Source organism: Lysinibacillus sp. JNUCC-52, from assembly GCF_015999545.1.
Taxonomy (GTDB): domain Bacteria; phylum Bacillota; class Bacilli; order Bacillales_A; family Planococcaceae; genus Lysinibacillus.
Map to the genome: position 1 here is coordinate 669,156 of NZ_CP065546.1, position 12,645 is coordinate 681,800.

Genomic DNA, 12,645 nt, shown 5'->3' on the forward strand with positions numbered 1-12,645 from the left:
ATTGCATCATCTGGAATACTGCTAACATTCGTTAAATCAAAAGATTGAACAGCACTCGTTGTATTTCTTGAAGTGATAGAAGAAGTACGTAAATCAACTCGATAAACAGGATTCGCATAAAGATAGACTGGCTCGCCTACAATTGTTCGTAAACTATAAGGAAAATTATTTCTCCCATCTTCTGCGGGTTTAATCTGAATATAATAATCACCAACAATCCTTGTTTCAAATTCTACTTGTCTATTACCCTCATCCCCAAATCCAGTTCGATATTCGATTGTATCTCCTTTTGGATCAATATTCTCTACATCAAATGTTTTTCTAGATACCAGTGTTAATTTCTCGCTTTTGTTTATACCAAGAGCAATTTTATAAACTTTGCTCTCCTCTGGTCCCTTGACTGATATTAAATCGCTTTTTTCAGGAATAGAAAAGTCGGTTCTATCATTACGCTAAAGTTCAATGGCTTCTTCAGAAAGTTCATTTGCGTTAGTGACCAAGGGCATACATACAAACAAAGAGAAAATAAACAACAGAGAAAAGAGTTTCTTCATTTCTAATCATCCTTTCCTTCTATTCTTTTTTGAAATTAATATACAATATTTTTCGTTTCATTTATCAAAATATTCCTAAAAGAATATTACAAGAATGTAAAAATTCTAGCGGAACCTATCAAAATATTGTCATATCTTTTCTACGTGAATTCCTGTACGATATTACAAAATAAACTGACATACGCAAAGGAACGTTTTTGTATTTTTTCACATGTCAAGGAGGGCTTCATATGAATGATTTTATTTTTCCAATACGTAATGATGAGGCAAAGTATAAACAGATTTATCAGCAATTAAAAACCTTAATTGAGCAAGGAAACTTAAAGTCAGATGACTCTCTCCCTTCTATACGAAGGCTGGCAGAGACGTTACAAGTCAGTCGGAATACTACTTTGACTGCTTATGAGCAGCTTGTAGCAGAAGGATACATACGTGGAGAAGGACGCAAGGGCTATTTCGTCAATGTATTGGAGCAAGTCTTTTTACAGCAAGAAGAGTCCTCCCCGCTTACGCCAAGCGCAAAGCAAGAATGTCCGCCTATAAAGATTGATTTTCGGGCTGGGGCTGTTGATCAAGCATATTTTCCGCTCAAAACCTGGAGACAGTTTGCCAATCGAGCACTTCAGTTAGAAGAAAGTTTTGTCTATGGTGAACCTTTTGGGGAACCTTTATTAAAAGAGCAGCTTGTTCAATACTTATTACAAGCACGTGGGGTCAAATGCGAAGCTGATGATATTATTATTGGTAGCAGTACACAGCAAATGTTACTGTATCTCGGTTGTATGTTAAAGCATGATTTTTCCAGTGTCATTGTCGAGGACCCAGGCTATATCGGTGCACGACGATCGTTTCACGTAAACGGTTTTGATTTGGAAGCACTGTCCGTTTTAGAGCAAGGTGCTCAGCTTCACTTATTGTCAGAAATGCAATCACGACTCCTATATATTACACCTTCTCACCATTTTCCTTACGGTGTTACCATGTCCATTCAGCAACGTCAAACGGTTATCCAATGGGCAAAGAAAGTGGATGGATACATTATCGAGGACGATTATGACAGTGAATTTCGCTATGCACAGCAGCCGTTTCCTGCACTTGCATCCATCGATCATTCACGTGTTATTTATCTCGGGACTTTTTCAAAATCGTTTTTACCTGGTATTCGACTAAGCTATATGGTGCTACCTAAATCACTTCTACATCGTTACAAGGAACAGTTTATTGAGTTTGAACAAAATGCATCCTCACTTCATCAATTAACGATGGCAGCCTTTATGGAAAATGGTGAGTGGACGCGTCATATTAAAAGAATGCGTCTTATATATAAACAGAAAATGAGCTATCTTGTAGAGCAGCTACAACAACAATTTGGTGCCTATATTACGATACTTGGAGAACATTCGGGCCTTTATGTATTGGTAAAGCTGCATGTCCAACAAACGGAAGAACAGCTCATCCAATCTGCAGAAAAATATGGTGTTCAAGTATATCCGACAAGCCCATACTTTCTTAAACAATTCACGGCTGAACCAATATTACAATTAGGCTTTAGTAAGTTAGCTATTGAGGACATCAAGCAAGGGGTTCAACTATTAGTAAAAGCGTGGCAGCTATCTTCAAACAACGAATAAAAAACGCAGGAACGTTATATTTCTGCGTTTTTTTATGTATTATTTTTGTGCGTATTTTTGTAAATGCTTTGGTATTGTACGAAGATCCATCAAGAAAGGCATCATCATAAGTAGTACAATTAAATAGAGCGCAATCCCGATTGCTACAGCGGAGCCTTTCACTTCATCATCAACCACATAAGGCATTGTAATATAAGGTACAAATACCAATAGTAAAATAGAAATGCGTGTCATTGATGTGAACATTTGTTTTTTCGCACAATATGGACAGCTAATGAATCGTGAAAATGTCACAATCGAACGCATCGACTGCTTCCAAGTCCATTTCTCCTTACATTCAATACATTTCGGCATATAATACATCCCCTCCATTCACTAATTATGCCATATTGTGGAGAATAGAAGTACTAATTTAAAGTAAAAAAGAATTTGCACAGGCATTTACTGTACAAATTCTTTTAAAAATAATCAATAAACGTTGGGATTCCTACTGGTAATACTACTTCTAATAGCGCCATTTCCATTGCTTCACCTTGTAACCGTTCAATTTTCTCCAAATAGCTAGGGCGTTTATACCCAAGTAGCATCGTCGCTAATGTTTGAACTGTCAGTTGAATAGCATTCTCGGACAGTTGTTCACTAATCTTATCAACTGCTACTTCTCCGTTTTGTACTGTTACGACAAATGTACCGTTATTCCAAGCAACAATGCGATCACTTACTGCTAAGCGCAGCTGAAAGTCGTTCCCTACAAACGGGTACCGCAGTAAAAATTCCTTTACGTCCACAATACGCGCCATGAAATAAGGAGAAACTTTTTGAATAATTTCACTATCCTCAAGTAAAAATGCTACCGCTTCATTGCCCGTCGTTTTGCCATATACATTGTAAACCATTGAGCTATGTGCTGAGACAAAATTCCATAACCCTTTTCGAGCTTCTTCCTGTAAATAAACGATTTCATCAATATAAAAATTTTCTTCCATAATACGATAGAACATATAGCCTTGAGGCTCATCTTCCTCATCATAATAGACTGCTGCCTGCAGTTTGACATCACTATCTATAAATTTTTCTTCCCAAAAATCTTCTTGAAATTTTTCATTCCAGGCTATGCTGTTTCGCACCATTACACCATGTGTCTTTATTGCATAACGTGCATAAATTGCAACAACATCTTTATCTTTAGGATCGACACGACGAATTTTGCCATTTAAACCACCATAATGAGGAAGTTGTGTATCCTTCACTTGAAATTCCACAACATCACTCATAATTTCCCAGCCTTTTTTGCGGTAATATGGAATAGAATAAGGGAATAAATAAGATATATACCGTCCTTCCTCACGCATTTGTTCTAGACACTTGATAATGAGACTTTCCATTAAGCCATGTCTAGAATATTCAGGGTACGTGCCAACAGCCGTTATCCCACCCATTTCATAAAACTTCCCATGTACATTGATTTGAAAAGGTAAATTTAAAATTTGTGATACTAGTTGAGAGCCATCAAACCACCCAAAAGCATGCCCTTCGTCAAACTGTTTACTTTTGGCATTAACGAAACGACGATCTTTATGAATAGACATAGACATTTGAAATACGTAATTTAACAAATCGATGGATTGGGCCATCTCATCTAGTCGTATTTCTCGCATTACTAAACCTTTCCGTTGATTCATGTTTTTCTCTCCTCATTAAATAGCTCTGCAAAAATGGTTTCAGGAGCATTTAAAAATCTCTTCGTTACAATATAATGTATAGTTTCTTCGTATCGGACGGATTCAATCCCTCCTTCTTCAAAACTGTAAATAGTAGCATTCGGATAGCCGAGTAAAATGGGTGAATGTGTGGCAATAATAAATTGGGCTTCACGCTCTAAATCCTTCATTATTTTAAGAAGACTCAGTTGTCTTGTAGGTGATAAAGCTGCTTCTGGCTCATCAAGTAAATAAATCGCCTTACCTTTAAAACGATTCATAAATAGCGCTAAAAAGGATTCTCCATGTGATTGTTGATGAAGGGATTTACCTCCAAATGCAGCATACTTATTAGGATGATATTCTAACAAATCGATATGGCTTGCAAATTGATAAAACGTTTCTGAACGTAGAAAAAAGCCGTTAGAAACTTTAGGCAACCATGATAACCGTATATAGTCCCCTAGCGCAGCTTCTGCTTTATGTACTTCATAACTGTTTTGCCGTCCACCACCTGCTGTATTAAAATCACAGCGATCTGCAATTGCTTCGAGAAGTGTTGATTTCCCAGAGCCATTTTCCCCAACAAAAAATGTCACATTCGTTGGAAACTCAAGCTCTTGTAAATCCTGCAAACTGGGTATATTAAAAGGATATTGTCGTTTATCCTCTATGTTGTCCTGTAAAACCTTACATGATTTTAAATACATTGTATTGCCTCCTTCATGATAGTATAACTCGCTGATGCTACTCTGAAACGGTCCTTCTTTCTAAATACAAACTAATAATACCAGCTATGAATAATAAGATGATACCTATTAAAGAAATAGGCGACCACGTAAGCCTAGAATCAAATAGTTGGAAGAAAAAAGTGAAAATTGGGACAAAGCATAAACTCATCATCACCATTAAAGGAGAACAATTCCGAATACCTATTTGCAATAAATACATTGGAAGCATGACACCCGTTGCTGTAACAGCAAGTATCCAGCCAATATTTCCTGAGAAATACTTTAAAAATTCATCGTATGTAGCTAAAAAAGATAATAAAATTATGCCATAATAACGATTGGCCAAAATCATAGAAGTTGTCCAGCCAGCCTCATTTAATTTTTTTGAATATACGGTACATAAAACAGCACCAAGCCCACAGCTAATACTCGCTATTAAAGCTATGATGACAGGCATTGTTATGTCCAACTTGACTGCTGAGCTTCCGCTAAGTACAGAGACAATCAGTACACTACACGCAATCAGTGTGCCAATGGCAATTAACCACTGGGACCTTGGAATTGATTCCTTTGCAATGACCGCCAGAACTAGGACAAATAATGGACCGATACCCATCTCAAGTGCACTGACTATGGCTGATTCCACGTATTTTAATGCAAAATAAAAACACATAAAAGCTAGAACGGACGCTCCATTTAATTTCAATACATAGCCGATTGTTCCTTGCCATTTATAAGGTTTTTTATGTATACGTGCAAAAAATGCAAAATAGCATGTCGTCAGAAAAAAACTAATACCTGTAAATAAAAATGCAGGTACTTCTTGTACTTGCTTGGCATAAAACACTTGACTCATTGCCGTCAAGAGCGCTGATAAAATCAGTGCTAGCAGCCCTATCGTTGTAATGCGTTTCTTCGTAATAACCATTCTGTCTCCCACCCCTTGTCATTATTTCCTAAAATAAAAAAACTCCATCTCTAATAAATATAGAGACGAAGTTATCCGCGGTACCACTCTGTTTAGCATATATGCTCACTTTGACTATAACGGTAGTTGCCGTTTATACCTACTTTTTTCAGTATAAAAACTCCTGGACGAGTTCACGAATCCTTTACGATGATTTTCACCAGCCACCATCTCTCTGTAAGTAAATCACATTCGCTACTTTTTCCAATCATTGTTAATTATTAACGTCCATAATAAGTTATTTAATTATTCTCGTCAAGGTTTTACGAAGATTGTGACATCATAATATCAGTTGCATATAACCCTTTAAACGACAACACACCTATAGTTAGCTAATTTTACTTTAGTACATCAGGTACCATTCGATTAAAAAAGTTTCCTAGCTGTAGGCTAGAAGACTTTTTACATCATATGGGATTTTATCAGCTAACCTTTGTTATTTTGCATTTTTATCAGGCTGATGAATACCAAATACATTGCCTTCAGTATCTGTATAATATCCTTGCCATGCCATTCCTGGAAGAGCATATTTAGGAATGGCTATCTTACCACCATTGTTCATAATTTTTGCTTCTGTTGCATCGTAATTTTCCACACCCATTGTACAAGCAAATCCATTCAACGCTTGATTTGGTGCTGGAGGGGGACCTTGCCGTTGCATTAAGGCACCATTAATGCCAAGTTCATCCTCGCCACCTGTTACAGCCCCAAAATACGGCATGCCAGCGTAGTCACTCCAATCTTCAAATGACCATCCAAAAATATTGCCATAGAAATCCTTTGCTCGCTCCATGTCACTTACATGAATTTCAAAATGAACTAATCTCCCCATAATATCCTCCTAAATGCAATAGAATATATTTACTATAATTCATTTTTTTGTAGATAGGAAATATAATGGATTGCTTGTAAGCTTCCAGTTGTAGCGGCTATAATGTTCTATGCTTTAGCTGGCGTAATAATATATTATCGGTTTGTATCTTGCGTTACCTTTCTTCCAGGATAAAACTTCATTTGTTCATCACCTTTATGTTCTTTTGCGGTCATAGTAATTGGTTTTATTTTTAGCACCACCGTTTTACTACCTAAAGAAGATATATATTTATCGACATGCGCTTTCGATAAAGCGACTTCATAATAATTCGGGACATATTTATCAAGCATTTCTTGCATTGCTGCTGTTGCTTCATCTAAATCCGTAACAATTTCGACGTTTCCATTGGCGATAACGCTCATATAAGCCGTATCAGTATTCGCAGGAACTGGATCTGCGATAGTTCCGTAAATTTCACATACTGTAATACAAGCATTCGTATTTTTTTTTAAAATATTAATTTTTCTTCCTTCGTTTGCGCCATGAATATAAAAGTTTCCGTTCTTAAATACAAAATTCAATGGAATTACATATGGCATATTGTCATCCACTAACCCTAGAAAAATGGTTTGAGCTTGTCGTAAAAAATGATTGATTTGTCCCTCATCTGTAAATGTTCTTTTCCCCATACGAATTTTTGTTTCCATCCTTATCACTTCTCCCTATTTAACAAGTATAATAATTTGCTTACTTCTATAGCGAGTCTATAGCAGGATAGCCCTTTAAAAAAGGGACAGTTTGATGAAAACGAATGGGTACAACGTAAATTTTTCATCCTGTGTTATTAGGATTACACTTATCGCTTTAGCAGTTCCTAAACGCTTGCAAAACAATTTCTTCACTGCTCACGGTAAAATAATTTTAGCTGTGTGACTATCATAATACTAATGACGACAAGTAAAAACCAAGAGCTAATTTTTCCGAAATGAACAATCGTCCATCCCATTTCTTGGTTAGGATATGACCAAGCACCAAAAAATGTTGCAATATTTTCAGCAATCCAAATAAAAAACCCAATTAAAAGGAATGATGCAACAATAGGCATCTTATAAATGTTTTGTCGTACTGTAAATTTAACAACTGTTCGAGAAAATACGAGAAAAAGTAAAGCTATTAGCAGCCATCTAAAGTCATATATAAAATGGTGTGTGAAGAAATTTAAGTAAATCATAGCTCCTAACGGAATGGCAATATAACTTCTTGGCCAATTCAAAATCTTCAAATCAAACCTACGCCAAGCTTGGCAAATGTAACTTGCCACACTTGCATACATAAAGCCGCTATATAAGGGCACACCACCAATTTTTGACCACGCCTCTTCTGGATAAGACCAAGAATGAAAGTTCACTTTATATAATTCTAGTAAAAGACCAATAATATGAAACAAACAGATTACTTTTATTTCATCTTTAGATTCTAGACCAAATTTATACATCAAATATTGTGTCAAAAGACAAATAACGAGAATAAAATCATATCTTGAAAGTGGTAAATGGCTAACCTTTGACAGCGCAAGCGTAACAAATATGACAACAGGAAAAATACAAGATAAGGATTGATGGTACGTAAAGTACACTAAGTCTTTAAAAAATTTTTTCAATATACATTCACCTCATGTAACTAAGTACGAGAAAATTTATCATTACTTGTATGAAGAATAAATGATATTTTATTTTATTTCAATGTTTTTTTATCGAAAAACGATAAATATATTTACTTATTTTTGAAACATTTTTTTATAAGTAACGTCTTTTGTAAACCTAAATAAAACAAGAGTAGCCACATGTTTGCAGCTACTCTTGTCCTTTTAAAGAAACATTTTTTGGTCTAATTTTAACTGTACTTCTTGTTGGCTTACTTTTATTACCTTCGTTTTCTTCACTTTTACATAATAAACGATATAACAGCCTATGAAGAATGCGCCTCCACAATATAGAGCTAATCGTTGCGACGGATCAAAGGCTAAGCTTGCCATAACTATACAATTCGCTACTAAGCCTAAAATTGGCACGAGTGGATATAGTGGCGCTTTGAATTTTAAATCTTCCACATTACCACCTTGACGAACATATGAACGTCTAAAGGCAATTTGCGATGCTGTAATCGCAATCCAACCGATTTGAGCACCTAAACCAGCTAGAGATAATAGCCAAACAAACACTGTTTTTGCAGCGAATACACTTGATAATAGAGATAACCCTGCTACAGCAAGTGTAATTAATAATGCATTCATCGGAATGCCTCTTTTATTCACTTTCCCTAAAACAGGGCTAGCCATCTTTTCAACAGATAGAGAGAACAACATACGAGTTGCCGCATATAAACCAGAGTTTGCAACCGATAATAGAGCAGTCAAAATAACAAAGTTCATAATATCAGCTGCATAAGGAATGCCTATACTGTCCAGTACTACTACGAATGGACTTTCAACAACACCTGCTTTATCCATTGGAATTATCGCGGCAAGAATGACAACAGATAGGACAAAGAAGAACAATGTACGCCAAACTGTTTGTTTAATAGATTTAGGAATTGTCTTTTCTGGATTTTCACTTTCCCCAGCAGCAATACCAATTAATTCTGTCCCTTGGAATGAAAAATTCACCGTAATCATTGTAATCAATAATGCTGTTACACCATTTGGAAATAGCCCATGCTCATAAAAATGCGTTAGAAATGGAGCGCTGGATCCGTCTTTCATATCAATAAGGCCAAACATAGCGGCTCCTCCAACAATTAGGAACATAATAATAGCCAATATTTTTATGCTAGAGAAAACAAATTCTGCTTCACCAAATGCTTTCGCTGATAAACCATTTAATAAAAAGAGCAAGGCACCAAATATTAAACACCACATCCATACTGGTGATTCAGGAAACCATCTTTGCATAAGTTGTCCAGCCCCTAAAAATTCGAGGGCAACTGTAACTGCCCACCCTAGCCAATAAAGCCACCCAACGGCAAAACCAGTAGCAGGACCAATAAACTTCGTCGTATATGTTTGAAACGACCCAGATACTGGCATAGCAACAGACAATTCACCCAAACAAAGCATCGTTAGATACATTACTAACCCGCCTACTAAATAAGAAAGAATAGCACCAGTTGGCCCAGCTTGATTTATAGTAAAACCTGATCCAAGAAAGAAGCCAGTTCCAATGCATCCTCCTAGGGAAATCATAAATAAGTGTCTAGCTTTCATACTTCTTTTTAATTCATGTTGTTCTGTTGCCATAAAATAACCCCTTACCCGATTATCATGTAAGCACTTTCTTTTTAAAGTGCCAAAAGATAATGATGATAAATATTAATAGAAGAAATTTTAAAATTACTTCTATTTTGTGAACAGTCAATTTTCTGACAAAGAAAAGTACTTAAATAGTCTAGAGCATTCGTTCCGTCTATTGTAAACTACAATTAGGGAGAGCTATTTTCTTAAATTTGGTTGTCGCGACCTCATTTTACTAAAAAAGTTCTTCCTTATCAGCAAATTGTTTTTCCCCAATCCATTGTTTAAAGTAATGTATCGCCAAATAAAGAGCTAATTAAAGCGACCGCAGCAATAGCTGTTTTATTATACTGATCTAATACTGGGTTTGTCTCTACAAACTCTGCCGAAGTAATAATATTGGCTTCTGATAGCATTTCCATAGCTAAATGACTTTCACGATAGCTAATGCCACCTGCAACTGGTGTTCCTACTCCTGGTGCATCGTTTGGATCAAGGGCATCTAAATCTAAAGATAAATGAACACCATCTGTATGTTCCTTTAAATAATTTATAGTTTCTGACATTACTGTCGTCATACCTAAACGATCGATTTCATGCATCGTGTACACTTTAATGCCAATTTCTTTAATAAGTTTTTTCTCTCCTGGATCTAAATCACGAGCGCCAATAATTACTACATTTTCTGGCTTTACTTTTGGCGCATAACCACCAATATTCGTAAGTGCAGGATGTCCAAGACCTAAGCTTACCGCTAAAGACATTCCATGAATATTTCCAGAGGGAGATGTTTCACCTGTGTTTAAATCACCATGGGCATCATACCAAATAACGCCTAAGTTCTCATAATGTTTCGAAACACCTGCTAATGTTCCAATGGCAATACTATGATCTCCTCCTAAAACTAAAGGAAAGCGATTAGAGGAAATAACTTGATCTACTTTTTGACCAAGCTTGTCATTAGCATCCGCTACCGTTTTTAAATTTTTTAAGTTTGTTGTTGTGTCTATCTTTTCTTCTTTATTTACGAATTCGATATTCAAATCCCCTAAATCATCAATCGCATAGCCGAGCCCTTCAAGTCGATCTGTTAATCCAGCATATCGAATAGCACTCGGTCCCATGTCTACCCCTCTTCTAGTTTGACCCAGATCCATAGGTACCCCAATAATTGTAACTTCTTTACGCATGATATTTTCTCCTCTCCAATAATTACTTTCACAGTATAAAGAAAATGAAAAATTGACTCAACTCGACATTATTTTTAATTTTTATACAGTTTAGATTATTAGAAACATAGATTTCATCTTGCATAAATGAATGCATAAACACAATAATAGTGAATAAAGAAACTTATTTTTACAATTTTATATGTTTTTTTGTCAGAAATATCAAAAATAAAAGATTAAAACTATATAATTTTATTGTTTTTTTAGAAAATTAAAACGTTGTTTACAGGTTTTATATCAATATAATGTAAAATTATTTAAAATATTTCTATATTTGTATAAGAATAATAGCGATATTTTTTAATAATTTAATAAAATAAAACCAGAATCTCATTTTTTTAAAGTGAGTTCTGGTTTAAAATTTTTGTATGAATAATTTTTCATCTGATTGGATTTCCGCATAAAATACTTCTTCGACATTTTTAATTCCTACTTTGGTTAATTCCCTTTTTAGCCATTCTTTATTTTTTCCTACTTCTAATAAATTTCTTTTTAATAATTTGCCGTCTGATATTATTTCTATAGGTAAAAACGGTGGATTTTTAGGTGCAATGTTTAGGTCTATCTTTTGTGTGCCTTGAAATTGAGGTTTCTTCAGAATACTCAGCGTGCCGTTCGGTTCAAGTATTGCAAAATCGATTTCATCGATCGAAAAAACTTGATATTGCCTTATCATCATTGTTAAGTCATCGATATTGACGCCTGTCCTTTTCAATGCTTTTTTATCGATTTTGCCGTGTTTTATTACGATTGTAGGCTGACCATCAAGTATCATCCTTATTTTTCCTGATTTCAGACTTATATAGCCAATAAGTGTTGTTAACGAACACCATATAACCAAGCTCAGTAAATCTTTTGTGTAATCTTTTGTACTAAGAACAATCATATTAGCGGCAATGGAGCCAATTGTTATGCCTGTTACATAGTTAAAAAACGTAAGTTGGCTTAATTGTTTTTTTCCTAAAAAACGTGTTAATGCAAGAAGGACAAAAAAAGTTATGACTGTTTCTATTGCTATTTGTAAGTAACTTACATCTTTCATGCCACCACTCCTATCTATTCAATAGAATGTGTTATGCATAAAATAAAATACTAAAACTCGGCACTAATTAGCGATTTTCATCAGAGTTTTCTAATGATCGGTATAATGTTGATTTACTAATACCTGTTTCATTTTTAATATCATGTAATGTGAAATTTCCCGAATGGTACATCGAAATAGCTTTTTGAATGTTTACATCTGGTTTCCTCGGTCTACCAATTGTCTTACCCTGCTCTCTTGCATTGGCAATGCCGATTAGAGCTGACTGCTTTGCAACATCTGTTTGGAATTGAATATAATGTTTCATCATTTGTTGTAATGTACATGTTAAAGGTTGATTATTAGAAATAGCCTCATTACAAAATTGAATGCTTACGATGTCTTTTTCACAAATGTTAAGGATATCTTGTAGTTGTCTTGTCGTGTCTGCAAGTGCAACCATTCGTTCAACTATAATCGTATCCCCTTGTTGTATTGCCATCAGCATTTCTTCTAGTTGATGTCGCTTTTTAGGTGAAGCATGCGGTTCCCGATATATAGTTTGGCATTTTTCAGATATAGCTTTTAACTGTTCTTCACACGTTTCATCATTATATAAAGGTCGTACATAACCGAAAATCATCAATTTTCCTCCTTATATTGTCTCAAAAAGGTTCCATTTTGGGAATATGAATGGTATGATACTCAA

Annotated in this window: 12 protein-coding genes and 1 other annotated feature; of the genes, 1 reads left to right on the top strand and 11 read right to left on the bottom strand. The window is 35.2% G+C overall.

Translation table 11 applies throughout. The features are described from left to right. Window positions 1-784: 784 nt before the first annotated feature. Window positions 785-2,185, top strand: a complete 1,401-nt coding sequence (gene pdxR, locus JNUCC52_RS03710) for a MocR-like pyridoxine biosynthesis transcription factor PdxR (protein WP_172771279.1) — start codon at window positions 785-787, stop codon at window positions 2,183-2,185. Between the two features lie 39 nt (window positions 2,186-2,224). Here the strand turns inward: pdxR and JNUCC52_RS03715 are convergent, their stop codons facing one another. The 11 genes from JNUCC52_RS03715 to JNUCC52_RS03765 all read right to left on the bottom strand — a co-directional run bounded on the left by JNUCC52_RS03715 (window position 2,225) and on the right by JNUCC52_RS03765 (window position 12,579). Beyond that, window positions 2,225-2,539 carry a TIGR04104 family putative zinc finger protein gene (locus tag JNUCC52_RS03715; protein WP_172771278.1) on the bottom strand — a complete coding sequence of 105 codons (315 nt, stop codon included), beginning with the start codon at window positions 2,537-2,539 and terminating at the stop codon, window positions 2,225-2,227. A 104-nt stretch (window positions 2,540-2,643) separates the two neighbouring features. Next, the gene (locus tag JNUCC52_RS03720; protein WP_337981441.1) at window positions 2,644-3,867 is read right to left on the bottom strand and encodes a GNAT family N-acetyltransferase; all 1,224 of its coding nucleotides are present in this window, start codon (window positions 3,865-3,867) and stop codon (window positions 2,644-2,646) included. Next, window positions 3,864-4,595, bottom strand: a complete 732-nt coding sequence (locus JNUCC52_RS03725; protein WP_172771276.1) for an AAA family ATPase — start codon at window positions 4,593-4,595, stop codon at window positions 3,864-3,866. Before JNUCC52_RS03725 ends, JNUCC52_RS03720 begins: the two co-directional genes overlap by 4 nt. A gap of 37 nt (window positions 4,596-4,632) precedes the next feature. Further along, window positions 4,633-5,544 (bottom strand): DMT family transporter, encoded by a 912-nt coding sequence (locus tag JNUCC52_RS03730; protein ID WP_172771275.1) that lies wholly within the window; start codon window positions 5,542-5,544, stop codon window positions 4,633-4,635. Between the two features lie 58 nt (window positions 5,545-5,602). Next, window positions 5,603-5,804 (bottom strand) — a binding site (T-box leader). A 215-nt stretch (window positions 5,805-6,019) separates the two neighbouring features. Then, window positions 6,020-6,415, bottom strand: coding sequence for a VOC family protein (locus JNUCC52_RS03735; protein ID WP_337981442.1), 396 nt, complete (start codon window positions 6,413-6,415; stop codon window positions 6,020-6,022). A gap of 134 nt (window positions 6,416-6,549) precedes the next feature. After that, window positions 6,550-7,104 carry a pyridoxamine 5'-phosphate oxidase family protein gene (locus tag JNUCC52_RS03740; RefSeq protein WP_337981443.1) on the bottom strand — a complete coding sequence of 185 codons (555 nt, stop codon included), beginning with the start codon at window positions 7,102-7,104 and terminating at the stop codon, window positions 6,550-6,552. A gap of 191 nt (window positions 7,105-7,295) precedes the next feature. Then, window positions 7,296-8,060, bottom strand: a complete 765-nt coding sequence (locus JNUCC52_RS03745) for a DUF817 domain-containing protein (RefSeq protein ID WP_337982178.1) — start codon at window positions 8,058-8,060, stop codon at window positions 7,296-7,298. Between the two features lie 204 nt (window positions 8,061-8,264). After that, the gene (locus tag JNUCC52_RS03750) at window positions 8,265-9,692 is read right to left on the bottom strand and encodes an amino acid permease (protein ID WP_337981444.1); all 1,428 of its coding nucleotides are present in this window, start codon (window positions 9,690-9,692) and stop codon (window positions 8,265-8,267) included. Window positions 9,693-9,970: 278 nt separating this feature from the next. Then, entirely contained in the window at window positions 9,971-10,876 is a 906-nt protein-coding gene (gene rocF / locus JNUCC52_RS03755; protein ID WP_337981445.1) for an arginase, read from the bottom strand. A 394-nt stretch (window positions 10,877-11,270) separates the two neighbouring features. Continuing rightward, a complete protein-coding gene (locus JNUCC52_RS03760; protein ID WP_172771270.1) occupies window positions 11,271-11,957 on the bottom strand; it encodes a DUF421 domain-containing protein in 687 nt (228 codons plus the stop codon). A 67-nt stretch (window positions 11,958-12,024) separates the two neighbouring features. After that, entirely contained in the window at window positions 12,025-12,579 is a 555-nt protein-coding gene (locus JNUCC52_RS03765; protein ID WP_337981446.1) for a recombinase family protein, read from the bottom strand. Window positions 12,580-12,645: the final 66 nt, after the last annotated feature.

Coding starts and splice junctions, on each gene's coding strand:
- JNUCC52_RS03750 (WP_337981444.1), bottom strand. CDS start 9,692: ATGGCAACAGAACAACATGAATTAAAAAGAAGTATGAAAGCTAGACAC.
- JNUCC52_RS03735 (WP_337981442.1), bottom strand. CDS start 6,415: ATGGGGAGATTAGTTCATTTTGAAATTCATGTAAGTGACATGGAGCGA.
- JNUCC52_RS03720 (WP_337981441.1), bottom strand. CDS start 3,867: ATGAATCAACGGAAAGGTTTAGTAATGCGAGAAATACGACTAGATGAG.
- JNUCC52_RS03765 (WP_337981446.1), bottom strand. CDS start 12,579: ATGATTTTCGGTTATGTACGACCTTTATATAATGATGAAACGTGTGAA.
- JNUCC52_RS03725 (WP_172771276.1), bottom strand. CDS start 4,595: ATGTATTTAAAATCATGTAAGGTTTTACAGGACAACATAGAGGATAAA.
- JNUCC52_RS03760 (WP_172771270.1), bottom strand. CDS start 11,957: ATGAAAGATGTAAGTTACTTACAAATAGCAATAGAAACAGTCATAACT.
- JNUCC52_RS03715 (WP_172771278.1), bottom strand. CDS start 2,539: ATGCCGAAATGTATTGAATGTAAGGAGAAATGGACTTGGAAGCAGTCG.
- JNUCC52_RS03740 (WP_337981443.1), bottom strand. CDS start 7,104: ATGGAAACAAAAATTCGTATGGGGAAAAGAACATTTACAGATGAGGGA.
- rocF (WP_337981445.1), bottom strand. CDS start 10,876: ATGCGTAAAGAAGTTACAATTATTGGGGTACCTATGGATCTGGGTCAA.
- pdxR (WP_172771279.1), top strand. CDS start 785: ATGAATGATTTTATTTTTCCAATACGTAATGATGAGGCAAAGTATAAA.
- JNUCC52_RS03730 (WP_172771275.1), bottom strand. CDS start 5,544: ATGGTTATTACGAAGAAACGCATTACAACGATAGGGCTGCTAGCACTG.